This window comes from Lentzea xinjiangensis (assembly GCF_900110955.1).
GTDB classification, from domain to species: Bacteria; Actinomycetota; Actinomycetes; order Mycobacteriales; family Pseudonocardiaceae; genus Lentzea; species Lentzea xinjiangensis.
Map to the genome: position 1 here is coordinate 103,490 of NZ_FOFR01000023.1, position 15,298 is coordinate 118,787.

General features: G+C 68.6%; 14 protein-coding genes. 9 read left to right on the forward strand and 5 right to left on the reverse strand.

Annotation, left to right across the window (positions count from 1 at the left end):
- The first annotated feature begins 159 nt into the window (after positions 1–159).
- Together BMW88_RS34490 and BMW88_RS34495 are read left to right on the forward strand one after the other, a co-directional pair.
- Positions 160–2,466: a hypothetical protein gene (locus BMW88_RS34490; RefSeq protein WP_089959248.1), complete on the forward strand. Its 2,307-nt coding sequence runs from the start codon at positions 160–162 to the stop codon at positions 2,464–2,466.
- A 427-nt stretch (positions 2,467–2,893) separates the two neighbouring features.
- Positions 2,894–3,754: a hypothetical protein gene (locus tag BMW88_RS34495; RefSeq protein WP_089959250.1), complete on the forward strand. Its 861-nt coding sequence runs from the start codon at positions 2,894–2,896 to the stop codon at positions 3,752–3,754.
- A 238-nt stretch (positions 3,755–3,992) separates the two neighbouring features.
- Here the strand turns inward: BMW88_RS34495 and BMW88_RS34500 are convergent, their stop codons facing one another.
- A complete protein-coding gene (locus BMW88_RS34500) occupies positions 3,993–4,433 on the reverse strand; it encodes a hypothetical protein (protein WP_089959253.1) in 441 nt (146 codons plus the stop codon).
- A 116-nt stretch (positions 4,434–4,549) separates the two neighbouring features.
- Positions 4,550–4,981 (reverse strand): hypothetical protein, encoded by a 432-nt coding sequence (locus BMW88_RS34505; RefSeq protein WP_089959256.1) that lies wholly within the window; start codon positions 4,979–4,981, stop codon positions 4,550–4,552.
- Positions 4,982–5,129: 148 nt separating this feature from the next.
- Here BMW88_RS34505 and BMW88_RS34510 point away from each other — a divergent pair, with 148 nt between their 5' ends.
- Together BMW88_RS34510 and BMW88_RS34515 are read left to right on the forward strand one after the other, a co-directional pair.
- A complete protein-coding gene (locus BMW88_RS34510; protein WP_089959258.1) occupies positions 5,130–7,403 on the forward strand; it encodes an ATP-binding protein in 2,274 nt (757 codons plus the stop codon).
- 340 nt (positions 7,404–7,743) lie between these two features.
- The gene (locus BMW88_RS34515; protein ID WP_177221558.1) at positions 7,744–8,265 is read left to right on the forward strand and encodes a VOC family protein; all 522 of its coding nucleotides are present in this window, start codon (positions 7,744–7,746) and stop codon (positions 8,263–8,265) included.
- A gap of 90 nt (positions 8,266–8,355) precedes the next feature.
- Here BMW88_RS34515 and pdxY read toward each other — a convergent pair whose 3' ends face one another.
- Positions 8,356–9,207 carry a pyridoxal kinase PdxY gene (pdxY, locus tag BMW88_RS34520; protein ID WP_089959264.1) on the reverse strand — a complete coding sequence of 284 codons (852 nt, stop codon included), beginning with the start codon at positions 9,205–9,207 and terminating at the stop codon, positions 8,356–8,358.
- A gap of 305 nt (positions 9,208–9,512) precedes the next feature.
- On the opposite strand from pdxY, the gene BMW88_RS34525 reads away from it, so the two are divergent.
- Positions 9,513–10,370, forward strand: a complete 858-nt coding sequence (locus BMW88_RS34525) for a phosphatidylinositol-specific phospholipase C/glycerophosphodiester phosphodiesterase family protein (protein WP_089959268.1) — start codon at positions 9,513–9,515, stop codon at positions 10,368–10,370.
- Between the two features lie 167 nt (positions 10,371–10,537).
- Here BMW88_RS34525 and BMW88_RS34530 read toward each other — a convergent pair whose 3' ends face one another.
- Together BMW88_RS34530 and BMW88_RS34535 are read right to left on the reverse strand one after the other, a co-directional pair.
- Complete coding sequence (locus tag BMW88_RS34530; RefSeq protein ID WP_245778253.1) at positions 10,538–11,065, reverse strand: HPF/RaiA family ribosome-associated protein; 528 nt, start codon at positions 11,063–11,065, stop codon at positions 10,538–10,540.
- On the reverse strand, positions 11,062–11,517 hold the full coding sequence (locus tag BMW88_RS34535) for a hypothetical protein (RefSeq protein ID WP_089959271.1): 456 nt from the start codon (positions 11,515–11,517) through the stop codon (positions 11,062–11,064). The genes BMW88_RS34530 and BMW88_RS34535 overlap by 4 nt, the downstream gene beginning before the upstream one ends.
- Before the next feature lie 161 nt (positions 11,518–11,678).
- Here BMW88_RS34535 and BMW88_RS41330 point away from each other — a divergent pair, with 161 nt between their 5' ends.
- The 4 genes from BMW88_RS41330 (at position 11,679) to BMW88_RS34550 (ending at position 15,255) form a co-directional block, all read left to right on the forward strand.
- Positions 11,679–11,996 (forward strand): hypothetical protein, encoded by a 318-nt coding sequence (locus tag BMW88_RS41330; RefSeq protein WP_143116406.1) that lies wholly within the window; start codon positions 11,679–11,681, stop codon positions 11,994–11,996.
- A gap of 772 nt (positions 11,997–12,768) precedes the next feature.
- The gene (locus BMW88_RS34540) at positions 12,769–14,127 is read left to right on the forward strand and encodes an SUMF1/EgtB/PvdO family nonheme iron enzyme (protein WP_089959273.1); all 1,359 of its coding nucleotides are present in this window, start codon (positions 12,769–12,771) and stop codon (positions 14,125–14,127) included.
- Positions 14,124–14,639 (forward strand): pyridoxamine 5'-phosphate oxidase family protein, encoded by a 516-nt coding sequence (locus tag BMW88_RS34545; protein ID WP_245778254.1) that lies wholly within the window; start codon positions 14,124–14,126, stop codon positions 14,637–14,639. Before BMW88_RS34540 ends, BMW88_RS34545 begins: the two co-directional genes overlap by 4 nt.
- Positions 14,632–15,255, forward strand: a complete 624-nt coding sequence (locus BMW88_RS34550; protein ID WP_089959275.1) for a LysE family translocator — start codon at positions 14,632–14,634, stop codon at positions 15,253–15,255. Before BMW88_RS34545 ends, BMW88_RS34550 begins: the two co-directional genes overlap by 8 nt.
- The last annotated feature ends 43 nt before the right edge of the window (positions 15,256–15,298 follow it).

Here is a 15,298-nt window from a genome sequence, read left to right on the forward strand (position 1 = left end):
CTGGGTCATCAAACGGTCTGAGTCGACGCCATCGCGTGGCGAGCTACGAGGTCCGCCGCGAGAAATGGGCCAGACGAGTGGTGCTCGGCCGAACGGCGGGATCCGGCGTTCGGCCCGCGCCACAATGCTCCCCGCTGCGGATCTTGCATCGGAGGCTTCATGGTCAAGCACGCCAGCGGTCCCTCTCGGCTGGTGTTGGAGAAGGCCCTGGAACGGGTGCTCAAGCGCGGTGAGTTCGACGAGCAGATCAAGCGCCTGAAGATCACGCCCGCCAACGCGGTGAAGGAACTGCTGAACGATCCTGAAGTCCACATCGCGGGCCAGCAGACCTACGAGCACGTCGAGTACCTCCTGGGGGAGTTCGACGACAAGCTGAAGAGCCGCCCGAGGGCCTGGCCGAAGCCGTCGGCTCGTCCGCTGCGGGAGCTGCTGCCCGTGACGGTTGTCGCGCTGCCGGCAGCGCTCTGGTTCGCGATCGTGCTGTTGTTCGGGCAGTCGTTGTCCTCGACCGTCATCGTGATGCTGACGATCGTGGCCCTCGTCACCACCGCGGCGTGTGGGTGGTGGCTGCTGCCGTTGGAAACCCTGGTCTGGATCCGCTGGCTCATGGGTGTGCTGCCGCTGATGGCCATCATCCCCGCCGAGAAGTGGGTCGGGGAGCGGGAGTTGCGCAATGACGCCCTGTCCGACCGCGTCCGGCAGTGGCTGAGCGAGAAGGAGACGCCATCGCTCGAGCTCGAGATCCGGTTGCGCGACGCCGACGGGCTCACCCTCCCCGCGGGACAGGGCCCCCTGGTCCACACCGCCGCCGTCGAGGCCTGCGAACGAGAGGTCAACCGGTCGATGCCCGGCGCCGTCGGGCTCGCGGGTCCACGCGGGGCGGGGAAGACGACGATCATCGAGCGCGCGGTGGCCGGCGAGTTCACCAGGAAAGGTCCCATGCTCGGAGTGCTGGCAAGCGCTCCGGTGCGCTACGACGCCCGTGACTTCGTTCTGCACCTCCACGCGCACGTGTGTCGTGCCGTCCTGGACTTCCTGTCGGTGTCGGAGCGCACGACCGGTTCCGAGACCAAGCGGCTGTGGACGAGGCTGCGCGGACGCTGGGTCGTTCGCCGCACCCTGAGCACCTGGACCCGCGCCCTGGTCGGGTCGTCGGTCTCGGCCGCGGCCGCGCTGGGGTACGCGGAGTTCGTGTGGGGCTGGACGGGTGATCCGGCCGTCCTGTGGCGTGGGGCCGTGTCCACCGCCGCGCAAGCCTGGTCGGACCTGCCCGGTTTCGTGCTCGACTGGCACGTGCGCATCGTCCCGGCGGTTCTGGCGGCGTTGTACGCCCTGGAAGCCGTGCTGGACCTGGTGTTCTCCGTGGTGCTGCGCCTGCTCGTGGGTCTGCCGGTCGCCGCCTACCGCCTCTCGGAACGGCTGTCGTCGCAGGAGCCACGAGACCCGGCGCACGCCGCCCTGCGCGCCGTCGCCGAACAGCACATGCATCGCATCCGCTTCCTCCAGACCCGCACCTCCGGCTGGTCCGGCAAGGTGAGCGCGCCGCTGGGCTCCGACCTGGGCCTCAACCGGTCGCTGGCCCGTGCCGAGCAACCGTGGACACATCCCGAGGTCGTCGACCGCTTCCGCGACTTCATGGAACTGGTGGTCGAGGTCCTGGGCAAGGGACCGGAGAGGCTGAGCGGCATCATCATCGCGATCGACGAGCTGGACAAGATCTCCGATCCAGAGGAGGCACAGCGGTTCCTCAACGAGATCAAGGGAGTTTTCGGCGTACCGCACTGCCTCTTCCTCGTGTCGATGTCCGACGACGCGCTGACCGCGTTCGAAAGGCGCGGCATCCCTGCTCGCGACGCGTTCGACAGCTCCTTTACGACGATGATCCACGTCCAGCCGTTCACCCTCGTGGAGTCGAGGGACTGGCTGAAGCGACGAGCACTGGGAATCCCGGAACCGTTCGTCTGGTTGTGCCACGCGATGTCCGGCGGGCTACCTCGCGACCTGGGCCGGGTCGCGATCGCGCTGCACGACCTGCAGGCGGACTGCCCGCATCTGGCCGACGTCACGCGCGAACTGGTGCGGCAGGACCTCGGTCTGAAGGTCCGCGCGTTCGCTCATGCCGCGCGTGTGACCCGACGGGCGGAGACAGGTGAGTCGGCCGAGTTGCAGAAGCTCGTCAAGGAGCTGCAGACCGCGGTCACCGATCCCTCGCGACTGACCGAGATCGCGGACCGCATCTGGCCGGACGACAAGGCACCGCTCAGCTACGCCGAGGAACTGCGCGCCGAAGCGGCCTGCTACCTGATCTTCTGCCAGACGGTCGACGAGTTCTTCCGCCACCTGGATCCGGAGCAGGAGGACATGGTGGACATGGTGGGCGATCTCGCTCGTGCCCGCCTGCACATGGCGCTCGACACCCAGCTCGCACGTGACTTGCTGCAGTCGCTTCGCTCGGCCGCTCAGTAGCAGGGGAGACTGGTGGATTTCGTGCCTCGGTTTCAGTGCCGTGGACAAATCTCCAGCACCGCGTGATCACCGCACAACACAGTGTTTCGCTACAGCCGGCAGTCAGTCAGCACCTGCTTGACTTCGCGTGCCGAAGAAGGCGGTCGTATTTCTGGAGCAGGTCACGCGGCGGCGCACCGCCGCCATTTTCTCGCCCCGGCCGGGCACGACCGCGCACCCACGTCGCAAAGCGGAGACCGTCGTGCCCGGCAAGGTCCCGTCGACGCCGTGCCGAGCGTGGCGGCTCGGTCCTCCCGGGCGATCCCGGGGCGCCTCGCCGCCTACCTCGCTGGGTGGGGGAGTGCTGCCTGTCACAGCAGGTGCCGGACCAGCCGTCCTCGACGGGGACGTTGAAAGCGCCACGACCACCGGCTGCCACAATGGACGAATGGCTCTGGGTTACCTCCTCGCCGTGCTGGCGACCCTGGCGTCAGGCAGTGGTTCGATCCTGGAGTCCGTGGGTGTCCGGCGTGCGGGTGCGTACGGCGGAAGGTCTCTCGATCTCATCGCTCTCCGGCGCCAGTGGCTGTACTTCCTCGGTCTCGGCGTGAACCTGCTGGGGTTCGCCTGCGCCTCCGCGGCACTGCACCGCCTGCCGCTGTTCCTCGTCCAGTCGATGCTCGCGTTCAGCGTCGGCGTGACCGCCATGATCAGCGCGCTCATGGGCTCCCACCTGCGTGCACCGGGGTGGGGCGCGCTGGGCGTCGGCGCAACCGGCCTGGTGCTGCTGGGCGTGTCCGCGGAGCCAGGTCCCGCACAGGCCCTGCCACCGCAGTGGCGGTGGATCCTCGTCGCCTCGGCGATCCCGGTGGCGGCGATCGCCGTTTACGCCCGACGCCACCACCACGTCCGGGCGACGGTGGCACTGGCGTTCGGCTCCGGTGTCGCCTACGGCGTCGTCGGCATCTCGGCACGGACGCTCCACCTCCCGGACGAGGCGTGGCGGCTCGTCCTGGAACCGGCGGCCTGGTCGATCGTCTGCAACGGACTCGTCGCGGCGGTGCTGTTCGCGATGGCGTTGCAGAAGGGCGGTCCGACCGGGGTCACCGCGATCATGTTCACCACCAACACGGCGCTGTCGTCGTTCGTCGGACTGGTCTACCTCGGCGATCACGTCCGCGATGGTTACGTGACCGCCGCGACCACCGGGTTCGTCCTGGCGATCGCCGGGGCGATCGCCGTCGCCCACTACTCGGCTGACACGCGGCAGGAAGAGCGCACGAAGACACCGGCCGGGTTGCAGGTGTGAGGCACTCAGTCTCGGTTCGCATGAGCCCGGCAGAGCAGTGGACGGCATTCCCTATAGCTTCAGTGTAGACTGAAAATAAACGTCTCTGCTCCGAAGGTCTTCCCGATCGATCCGGAAAAAGCACGGCCTTCGCGCGCACCCGCGAGAAGGCCGTGCTGTGCTCGATGAGTGGCGCAACTCCCGATCGCGGAGTGCAGGCCGACCGCCACCGCTATGCGGCCGCCTTCCTCCCGACGGCTCAGATGCTGGGGGAGTTGGCGTTCACCCAGACGTACGCGACACCGTCCCAGTACCTCGCCCAGCCGATGTAGTGGGACGGCTGGTTGGTGACGGAGACGACGGGATCGGTGCAGGAGCCGCTAATGCCCGGCTGGATCCAGCTGTTGACCGGGCACACGGAGTACCCGCCGGCACCCCAGTTGATCTTGGTCTGCATCTCGGCGACGTAGTGGGCGGCCGGCCCCGCGTTGGTCACCCTGGTTCTCCCGGTCACCGAGATGCCGTCACGGGTCACGCAGGTCTGCAGGTGCAGCCCGGTCGCGCCGGCCTTCACGGAAGGCCCGCAACTGGTCACCGGCGCCGGCAGGGCCTGCGCGGGAGCTGCGGCCAGGACCGAGCCGGTGGTCATCGTGACGGCGAGCACCGCCGTCGCCGCGGACTTCTTGAGAACAGCAGACATTCCATTGCCTTTCCGTGATTTGTGGCGCCGTCTTCAACGCGTGCGCAACAACAGAGTGCGATCCATATGCCCGACGGACCACCCACAGGCACCTACACACTCCGAGTGTGTGAGGCTCACGGTTGGAGTTGCTGCAGGAAGGCGACGACCGGGTACTGGCTGACGGCGCCCAGGGTGAAGTCGCCGCACCGGAAGTAGGTCCCCGGCGCGACCCACTGGTCGCAGGCACCGAGGTAGACGTCGCCCCACGGCGCCCGGCTCTTGACCGTGATCCGCAGGCGGACGTCGTACGACCGGCCGTTGAAGGCCTCTCCGGCGCCCTGGGTGGGAACCGAGTTGCGGCAGGACCTCCCCCACACCGCGGGTGGGAGCACCTCACCCCAGGCGCCACAGCTCCATGCCAGAGCGCCGTCCGGCGACGCGGTGACACCGGTGGTGTCCGGCTGCGCGGGTGCGGCCGTCGCGGACCCCGCCGCGCCGGAAGCAGCCGCGAGTGCGAGGCCCGCGGTCAACGCGCCGGTGACGAGGAACCTCCTGATGTGGTGCATCTTTTCTCCCGGCTCTTCGTGCCGCCCCACGGCGGAGCGGACACCCGAAGCGTCTAATCCATCCGCCCCGCAGACCACCCACGCGCACCTACACAGTCGCAGTGTGTGTGGGCTTGAATGGGTCGGGTGGGTTTCGGGGGGACGGACCATGAATTCCGAGTTGTTCGGACCGGCGTTGCGCCGGTTGCGTGAGCGTGCGCGCCTGACGCAGGAACAACTGGCCGAAAAAGCAGGCCTGAGTGTCAACGCTGTCAGCGCTTTGGAACGCGGTGAGCGTCGCCGCCCGTACCCGAGCACGGTGCGTGCGCTCGCGGAGGCACTCGGGCTCGACGATGAGGAACTGCGGCGGTTGCAGGCACTCGTGCCGCGTCGTGACCGGCAACCGGGAGCACCGCCGGTTCCCGTGCCGCGCCAGCTCCCTGCCGTGCCGCGGCACTTCACCGGGCGGGCCGGCGACCTGAGCCGGCTGACCGCGCTGTTGCCCCCGGCCGCCGGGGCCGAGGATGGGACGCGGCCGGGGGCGGTGGCGATCGCCGTGATCGACGGCACCGCGGGCGTCGGCAAGACCACGCTGGCCGTCGCGTGGGCGCACCAGGTGCGCGAGCTCTTCCCGGACGGCCAGATGTACGTCAACCTGCACGGCTACGACCTGGGCCCGCCGGTCACGGCCGACGCGGTGCTGGACGGGTTCCTCCGAGCGCTGGGCGTGCCGATCACCGAGCTACCGCCCACCGTCGCCGAGCGGGCGGCCCTGTTCCGCTCGCTGGTGGACGGCAGGCGGGTGCTCATGGTGCTGGACAACGCCGGCGACGCGGAACAGGTGCGGCCGCTGCTGCCCGGGTCCGGCTCCTGCATGGTGCTGGTGACCAGCCGGGTGAACCTCGCCGGGCTGGCCGTCAGCGCCGGCGCGGTCCGGATCAACCTGGACCGTCTCCCGGACGCGGAGGCCACCTCCCTGCTGCGCGCGGTCGTGGGGCCGGACCGGGCCCGCCGGGAACCGGCCGCTGTCGCGGAGCTGGTGCGGTTGTGCGCCCGGCTGCCGCTGGCGTTGCAGGTGGCCGGCCAGCGCGCGGTCACCCGCCCGCACACCGGGCTCGCCGACGTGGCCGGGGAACTGGCCGACGAGGAGCGGCGACTGCACCTGCTCAGCACCGGGACCGACGAGTACACCGCGGTCCGGCCGGTCTTCTCCTGGTCGTACCACGCGCTGCCCGCCGGTGGGGCGCGGCTGTTCCGGCTGCTCGGTCTGCACGTCGGTCCGGACATCGGCGTGGCCGCCGTCGCGGCTCTCGCCGATGTCGGTGCCACGGAGGCGAGGCGCCTCCTGGACGGCCTCACCGACACCCATCTGATCGAGCACACCGGCCGCGACCGGTTCGCACCGCACGACCTGCTCCGCGCCTACGCCCGCGAACGGGTCGAGGCCGAGGAGCCTCCGGCAGCACGGCGCCAGGCTCTTCTCCGGTTGACCGGCTTCTACCTGCACACCGCGGCGGCCGCGGACCAGCTCCTGCATCCCGGACGCCACCGGGCGTTGACCGGCGCGACGCCACCGCCGCGCCACCCCGGTGCCCTGACCACGTTCGACGAGGCACTGGTCTGGTGCGAGACCGAGAGGGCCACCCTGGTCGCCGTCATCGCCGCCGCCGCCGAGGCGGGCCTGGACACCGCGGCCTGGCAGCTCGCCAACAACCTGTGGAGCTTCTACTACCTGCGCAAGCACTGGTCGGACCGCATCACGGCTCACGAGATCGGTCTGGCGTGCGCGCGCCGTTCCGGCGATCTCAACGGTCAGGCCAGAATGCTCAACGGCCTCGCCGGGGCACTGGCGGACGCCGGGCGGTTCGACGACGCGATCGAGCACTTCCACCGAGCCCGGCCGCTGTTCCGCGACAGCGGCGACCGGTGGGGCGAGGCCGCTGTCCTGGTCAACCTGGCGAACACCTGCCTCGGCCACCGCCGCCACGAGGAGGCGCTCGGCCACGCCGAGCTCGCGCTGCCCCTCGTCGAGGCGCTGGACAACCCGTACCTCGAAGGCATCGCCCTGGGCACGCTCAGCGAGGCGCACCTCGGCCTGCGCCGCTACGACAAGGCGCGGAACAACTTCCTCCGAGTGCTGGAGCTGTGCCGGCGGATCGGCCACCGGCACGGCGAGGGCACCACGCTGCTCCACCTGGGCGAGGCGTGCCTGGGACTGCGTCAGTACGACGACGCGCTCGACTACCTCACCCAGGCCCTCGACCTCAGCCGCAACACCGCGGACCGGCACGGCGAGGCACACGCCCTGATGTACCTGGGCAACCTCTACGACCACACCCATCGCCCGGAGGTGGCCAGAAGCCACTGGACGGCAGCACTGTCCATCTTGGACGAGACCGGAGACCCGCGTGCCGACGAGGTTCGCGAGTGCTTGAGACGTTGACGGTGTTGTCGGGGTACTCATCGTCAGCAGATGGTGCCCGCTGAGCTCTTGGGAAGGGGTGCTTTCCTCGAGCAGGCTGGTGGGTCTCGTACATCGCCGCCGGCGTTTCCTGGTCCTGGTGGCGTTGGTCTTCTACCCCGTGCTGAACAACCGCGCCCAGGCGAGCGCCACGGAACGACCGGCCGGGTGAGCGCAGGTAGGCGTGGCCATGTGACCCAGCGTACAGCTCTGTTGGCTGTACAGACCATCTGTTGAGCATATGATCTGTGCTCAAGACGGATCATGAAGTGCGCGACTCGACGGCGACTGTCGGCAGGGTCGGGTCGAAATGGAGGCTGGTATGCACAACACGGAATCTGATGAGATCCGCGGTTTAGGACTCGGCGACATCCACCACGTGGGCTTGGTCGTCAAGGACGTCGATCGCGCCCTGTCCACGTACTCGGCGTTGCTCGGCGGCGCCGGCACCTCTCGGTTCGAGTTCCAAACGCCCGACGTGCCCATGCGGTGGGGCAAGCGTCAGCAGAACCTCCGCGTCGGCTTCGTGTCGCTCGGCGGAACGCTGCTGGAGATCTTGGAACCACTGGACGACCAGTCGCCCCATGGGAAGTTCCTCGCAGAACACGGCGAAGGCCTCCACCACCTGGGGTTTCTGGTGTCCGACCTCGATGAGCAAACCGCTCGGCTCGCAGAGCTCGGCATGGCGAAACTCGCGGGCACGAACGAGCCGCAAGATCCGCTGCGTTGGGTCTACCTCGACGGTCCGGACGTCGGCGGAGCGGTGATCGAAATGATGGAGAAGAGTCCGAGCAGTGAGAAGTTGTGGGCGGATGTCACGTCCGCGATGATCGCGAACGCCTGAAGTAGAAGATTGGGTTGTGGCCCGCGCGGTGGTAGCCGCGCGGGACGTGCGAGTCGTCCGATTGCCACGACGACGTTGCGTGACTCGGGCTCAGCGCACCTGCTCGGCCTTGAACTGCATCCGCGGCGTCGCGTAGAACTCCTGGGCCTGCACGAGCCGCAGCTCGCGCTCACCGGAGCGGTAGGTCAGGTCGATCAGGTCGAAGACGCTCGACGCGGTGCGCTCCAGCGCCAGCGCCGCGTCCTTCGTCCGCACGTAGTGGGCGGTGAACAGCGCGGCCGTGACGTCGCCGGACCCGTTCGCCTTGAACGGCAGGTGCGGGGTGCTCACGAGCCACGACCCGGTGGTGTCCACGACGAGCATCTCGATCGTGCCCTCCTCCCGGTCGGGCCGCTCGACGCTCGTGACCAGCACGGTCGACGGGCCCATCGCGCGGGCGAGGTCGGCCGACGCCAGCGTCTCCTCGACGCTCGCCGGCTCGGTGCCGGTGAGGAAGCCCAGCTCGAACTGGTTCGGGGTGATGATGTCGGCCACCGGCACGACCCGGTCGCGCAGCAGCACGGGGATCTCGGGCGCGACGAAGCACCCGGACTTGGCGTTGCCCATCACCGGATCGCACGCATACAGCGCCGCCGGGTTCGCGGCCTTCACCCTGCGCACCGCGTCGATGATCACGTCGGCGATGCCCGTGCCTCCCTGGTAGCCGGACAGCACGGCGTCGACCTGCGGGAACACCCCGCGTTCCTCCACCCCCAGCAGGATCTCGGCCACGTCCGACGGCGGCAGCAGCGGACCGCGCCACGCGCCGTACCCGGTGTGGTTGGAGAAGTTCACCGTGGGGATCGGGACGACCTCGACCCCGAGGCGTTGCAGCGGGAACACGGCGGCGGAGTTGCCGACGTGGCCGTGGGCGACGACCGACTGGATGGACAGAACCTTCATCCGTCCACCCTAGAACGGACACCTGACCACCGCCGGGGCTCTGAGCCTGGTCGAGGCGGCGTTGTAGGCGAGATCTCAGTCGCGACTGCTTTTTGGTTCAGGCGTGACGCTGCCGTACCGATCCGCAGGCGGGAACGCCCAGCTGATCCGGGCCTCCACCTCTGACGCGCGCGAGCTGGTTGCCGCCGCGTCGAGTGGTGTTCGCCCGGAAGAAGCGACCTTTCCACCAGCGACGGCTAAACACTGGGCGTGCCCACCGCCCGCGCCGGCGCGGGTTCGCGTGTGGACGCGGAGAAGGGAATTCGATGAAGCGATCGACGTTGTCCGTCCTGCTGGCTCTGCTCGTGACCGTCGTGGCGAGCCCGTTGCCGGGCGCCGTTGCCGCGCCGGGCCGAGTGCAGCCGCTCGAACGGGCCCACGCGCACAACGACTACGAGCACGACCGCCCGCTGGCCGACGCCCGCGACCGCGGGTTCACCTCGGTGGAGGCGGACGTGTGGCTGGTGGACGGCGAACTTCGCGTGGCGCACGACCTGGTGGACACGCAACCGGGCCGCACGCTGCGCAGCCTCTACCTCCAGCCGCTCGCCCAGGCCGTGCGCGCGAACGGGGGACGCGTCTACCCGCACTGGCGCGGTTCCTTCCAGTTGCTGGTCGACATCAAGAGCGACGGTCCGGCGACCTACAAGGCCGTGGACGAGGCGCTGCGCGAGTTCCGCCCCATGCTCACCCAATGGGTCAACGGCCACGAACGACGTGGCGCGGTCGAGGTGGTCATCAGCGGGAACCGGCCGCGTGAGGACATGCTCGCCCAGCGGATCCGGCGAGCCGGCTACGACGGGCGGCTGAGCGATCTCGGCAGTGGCACCCCCGCCACGTTCATGCCGCTCGTCAGCGACAACTGGACGAAGAACTTCACGTGGCAGGGAGTCGGCACCATGCCCGCGGCCGAGCGGGAGAAGCTCCACAGCATCGTGTCGCAGGCACACGCCGCCGGCTACCGGGTGCGGTTCTGGGCCACCCCGGACGTGACGGGTGAGGCGCGGACCGCGGTGTGGCGCGAGCTGCTCGCGGCCGGCGTCGACCACATCAACACCGACGACCTCGCAGGGTTGCGGGAGTTCCTTCTCGCGAGCGACCCGGCTGAGCGCCGCAGGGGCTGAACCGGGAGCGGGGCTCCACCGATCCGGCGGAGCCCCGCCCACTGCGCAGTTGGGCGGGGGTTAACGCTGCACCTGCCGAGGATTGCGTCCGTGCAACGACAACTTGGCGATCAGCGCACACGACCAGAGGTTCGGCCAATGATGCGTACAGCGCCGTGTCGCCTTGGTCAGTCCCGAGGCTCGTCCTCGATCACGCCGACCAGCTCCGGGTCTTCCGGAGCAGGCATGTGACGGATGCTGTCGCTGCCCTTGTGGTCGTGGGCGCGGCTGTACCGGGAATCCAGCACCCTCCCCAGCTTGCTCGCCGCCCCGGCGTACGCGTCGTCCACCGTGGTCGCGTGGTGGGTGACCGCGACCGGCTGTTTGCCTCCCGGTCGCGCCTCGATGACGCACTTCTTGTCCTCCGGCTTGCTGCCCCCGTCCTCGCTGAGGTGCACTTCCACTCGGGTCAACCATCCGCTGAACCGGGACAGGCTGCTTTCCAGGTCGGTGGTCACGTAGGTGGCCAGTCCTTCGCCACCGTGGATGTTGTGGTCGGTGTTGACCTGGATCTGCATGAGCACCCTCCGAAACGGGACAGAAATGGTCCTGGTCGATACCACGGGCGTGGCCGGTTCAAACTCGGCGGCGTTGGGCGCGTCTCGATCGGGTCGTCGATTTCGCGGCCCGTGCAGGGCATTGCGCAGGCGGTTCACGGTGGCGGCATGACGCCATCGGTCTGTTCGAGATCGGAGATCCACAGGGCGAGGGCCGCCTGCGCGTCCTGCAGGGTGCGTGCCGGCTCGCCGAGTCCGCGCAACGCCAGCCGCCGCTGTTCGAGCCTGGGGCTCCGGAACTTCGGAAAGGCGAGCTTGAGGCACGTGTCGATCATCTCGGCGTGGTAGTGCAGCAGCTGGGTCACCCGGAACTCCAGTGACGCGCGGTCGGCGTCGCCGATGAGGTCCATCGCCCACCCGTGCAGCCGGCAGTAGTCGGACGCGACTCGGCCGCCCCGGCGGGCCACGTGCGCCGGGACGTCGCCAGGCTGTGCGCAGGCGCCGATGATCTGCTCGGCGGCGGGCTGGAGAGCGACGGCACGGGTGGCCACCTCCAGCAGCGACCGCAGCGCGATCAGATGCGCGGCAGTGGAATCCTGCTCAGGTGCCACGTTCGCGCCTCGCCGCGGGCGACGCCTCGGAATCCGCATGTGATCCACCAGCCTCGATGAGCCCAGCCCGGAAGCATCCAGTATGAACCGCCACGAGGCGCGCCGCGAGGTGCCGGGGCGTCCGGTCGTAACCGGTCGAGCATCGATCACACGCCGAGCACGTGCGGAACGCGTCGGGCAACACCCCGGCCCAGAAAGCGGACGGCGTGATGCGTCGTAGGTTCGCCGACGGCAAGTCCGGCACGGGGCCGGCTCCGAATACAATTCGATCAAGAAGTACTTCGGGCGAAACTGACGGAGCGATTCGGATGAGTGACCGGGTTTTCCTGCTCTGGCACGTACATCACGTTGCCGAAGATGAGAGCGGGGTGGTCAAGCACTTTGAACCTGACGGCGAGTTCTCGGCCCATGAGGGCTTCTACATCGACGAGTACGCGCTGGATGAAGACAAATGGACCACAGGGTTCATCACGATCTGACGAATGGCGCAACCAGCTGACCGCGGTGGCGGGCAGACGCGAGCATGCCGTCTTCCTGAAGATTCTCGGGGATTTGCTATGGCATGTGAAAGCACCGTAACACCCACCTGACACCGAGCACGCCGGTGACTCATAGTGGGGAGAGCCTCGGCCGACCTGGCGGGAGCGGTCGGCGTGTGCGTCCGGCAGCGCGGCGAACGCGCCGTCCCGCCCGACGCTCACTCCTGCTGGCGCAACTCGATGAACTGCACGGCGGCGGGAGGACCTGGCTGCCGAGTTGCTCGGAGGGGCGGCGGGGAATCGACCGATCGGCGTGGAGGCCTTCCAGGCGGTCGCGAATATTCGAAATGATGTTTCCTTTTGACGCTGGCTCAGGCGGTCACTCGTTGTGACATTCCATGGGGAAGGTCCAAGACATAGTCTGTCCGAGTGAAACCGGTCCGCGCTCTCGTCAGCCGCGGAGAATCTCGCTAGCTTGGGAATCGGTTGCCGCGGGGGTCGGCACTGGGGGAATTTCCCTTGGGGGAAGTTCTGTGGAATGCGTTCCGTCGATCTCCCGCGCGCTCTTGCCACCGCAGTGATGCGGAGGAACTGAATTCGACGCGCAACGAAGGGAGGCGAGTGCGATGACGAACGAGGAGTTCCTGGGGTCCCGCGAGGCGGGCGAGGCCGCGACCAAGTGGTGACCGGCCCACGATGAACAGGTGAGGGTGCCGGGTGGTGCTCAGATCACCACCCGGCACCCTCGACTTCGCAGGATAGAGGGGGAGCGGTGTACGAAGAACTGGTCGACGCCTCGACGTTGTCGGCCCTCGACGACCGGGCCTACGCGGAGCGGATGAACGCGTTCCAGAGCGCACTCGATGGCGCCGCCGGCTCGGACGAGCTGGTCGGCTGGCTGTGCGGGCTGGTGGCGGGACATCGTGACTGGAACGTGCGCCGCATCGCGGTGCAGACCCTGGCGGCGCGGTTCACCGGGTCGGCGCGAGCCCGCGAGACGATCAGCGAGGCCACCCACGACGACGTCGACTGGGTCGCGTTCACCGCCATCAAGGCGGCCGGTGAGCACCGCATTCCGGAGTCCGTCGAGCACATGATCAGGATTTCCGGCTGGCCCAGCAACTTCAGCAAGCACGCCTACGCTCGCAAACCGGTCGGATGCGGTGCGGCGTTCACCAAGAACGCGCTGTGGAACTACTTCGGCAGCCGTGATCCCGACGAGCTGCGGGTGCTGGAGGACCGGCACTTCGCGGACAAGCACTCGGCCGTCGCCGCAGCCCGCCGTGAGCGCGACCTGCGCGACGTCGTGCTGGTGCCCGGTGGCCCGTTCATCGCCGGTGCGAGCGTCAGCGAGGTCGGACCGTTTCAGATGGACGACTCGGACAACCCGCTGCGCGTCGTGGAGCTTCCTGCCTTCTACCTGGACCGCACTGCCGTGACGAATGCCAGGTACGCCGAGTTCCTCGCGGAAGCCAAAGGCAGCAAGGCCTTCGCACACCCTGACGAGCCGGACGACAAGGACTACACGCCCGCGCATTGGCGTGATCCGCGGTTCAACGATCCGGCGTTCCCCGTCGTCGGCGTCGATTGGTACGACGCCTACGCGTTCGCGCGCTGGGCCGGCGGCCGGCTGCCGTCAGAGGACGAGTGGGAGAAGGCGGCCCGCGGCACGGATGCGCGCATCTACCCGTGGGGCAACGAGTGGGACAGGACGAAGGCGCAGGGCGTGCTCGCCGCGTACGAGCAGGAAGACCTCAAGGATCTCGCGGAACTGGAGGCGTTGCTGGTGCGCACAACGCACGACTGGCCGAAGCGCCCGGTCGTCGCGGCGGACGCGTTGCCGGAGGGTGCGAGCCCGTACGGGGCCTTGAACATGGCGGGCAACGTCTGGGAGATCACCAGGACCAACTTCTTCACCAGGGCCGACATGCAGCCGTTCTTCAGAGGCCGCAAGGGATCGGAGTTCATGAACCGGCCGGAGGCCTTCCACGTCCTGCGTGGCGGCACCTGGACCTCGCCACCGGTGTGCATGACGACCTTCTACCGGGGCAAGGACCTCCTGACCGACCGGCACAACGAGGTCGGCTTTCGTTGTGCGTACGACGCGACCGAAGCCGAGGTGCGCGCATGACGGCTGCGCCGCAGGACATCAAGGCCCGCCGGGTCAGGTTCCGGCGCCGCGACGGCAGGATCGGCCCGTTCACCGGCGCTCAGTTCGACGTCGAGGAGTTCCTCGCACGGCCGCTGGTGGGCCGGATCGCGCTGACCGGCCCGGTGATCCGCCCGTTCTGGTACATCTGGGAAGACGAGTCGTTCTGGAAGCTCACCGGCGCGTGGTCGATCCTCGAACAACGGCTGGCTCAGAACCCGGAGTTCGAGCTGGTGATCGACACGTGCGACCTGGACACGGGGGAGACGCGACAGGTGATCGCACACGGGAAGGCCAGCGTGGTGCCGTTCGACGTGCCCCGCGGCCGCCGCATCCTGACCAGGTACGCGGGCCCGCACGAGGACGACTGGGACGCGAGGTTCCAGCTCCGACCCGACCCGTCCGCGTTCGGCACGAAGCTCTGCAAGATGACACCGGACGACATCTGGACCGTCGACCTCACCTACCGACCCGCCTGGCCCGACCGTGCCTGACTCGACCACAGTCCTGCTGTTCGTCGCGGCCACCGCGGCGCTCTTCGCGATTCCCGGCCCGTCAGTCATGTACATCATCACCAGAAGCGTCTCGCAGGGACGTGCCGCGGGCCTGGTGTCGGTGCTGGGCATGCACACGGGCACGATCCCGTACGTCCTGGCGAGCGCTTTCGGGCTGTCGGCGCTGCTGACGGCGTCGTCGACAGCCTTCACGGTGATCCAGTACCTCGGCGCCGGCTACCTGATCTGGCTCGGTGTCGGCAAACTGCGGTCACTGCGCGCCGGAGCGGAGCTGGAGCTCGAGAAGGTGCCGCTGCGACGGGTGTACGGGCAGGCCGTGGTCGTCAGCGTGCTCAACCCGAAGACGCTGATCTTCTTCACGGCGTTCCTGCCGCAGTTCGTCGACCCGGCCCGTGGCGCCGTGCTGTTCCAGGTCTTGTTCTTCTGCGCCGGGTTCCTGGTGCTCGGCGTGCTGAGCGACGGCACGTACGCGCTCCTCGCCAGCGCGTTGTCCGCCAAGCTGCGCCGACCGGCCAACCGGCGCAAGCTCGACACCTCGAGCGGAATCGTCTACCTGGTGCTGGGCGCGCTCGCAGCCGCCGTGCCGCACTCCTGAGACCGCGTTCGTGAAGTAGCAGGTCGGCGACCTCGGGTGCTTC

What these genes read in the sequence shown, in the direction of transcription:
- BMW88_RS34490 (WP_089959248.1), top strand. Translation starts at nt 160, where the DNA reads ATGGTCAAGCACGCCAGCGGTCCCTCTCGGCTGGTGTTGGAGAAGGCC.
- BMW88_RS34495 (WP_089959250.1), top strand. Translation starts at nt 2,894, where the DNA reads ATGGCTCTGGGTTACCTCCTCGCCGTGCTGGCGACCCTGGCGTCAGGC.
- BMW88_RS34500 (WP_089959253.1), bottom strand. Translation starts at nt 4,433, where the DNA reads ATGTCTGCTGTTCTCAAGAAGTCCGCGGCGACGGCGGTGCTCGCCGTC.
- BMW88_RS34505 (WP_089959256.1), bottom strand. Translation starts at nt 4,981, where the DNA reads ATGCACCACATCAGGAGGTTCCTCGTCACCGGCGCGTTGACCGCGGGC.
- BMW88_RS34510 (WP_089959258.1), top strand. Translation starts at nt 5,130, where the DNA reads ATGAATTCCGAGTTGTTCGGACCGGCGTTGCGCCGGTTGCGTGAGCGT.
- BMW88_RS34515 (WP_177221558.1), top strand. Translation starts at nt 7,744, where the DNA reads ATGCACAACACGGAATCTGATGAGATCCGCGGTTTAGGACTCGGCGAC.
- pdxY (WP_089959264.1), bottom strand. Translation starts at nt 9,207, where the DNA reads ATGAAGGTTCTGTCCATCCAGTCGGTCGTCGCCCACGGCCACGTCGGC.
- BMW88_RS34525 (WP_089959268.1), top strand. Translation starts at nt 9,513, where the DNA reads ATGAAGCGATCGACGTTGTCCGTCCTGCTGGCTCTGCTCGTGACCGTC.
- BMW88_RS34545 (WP_245778254.1), top strand. Translation starts at nt 14,124, where the DNA reads ATGACGGCTGCGCCGCAGGACATCAAGGCCCGCCGGGTCAGGTTCCGG.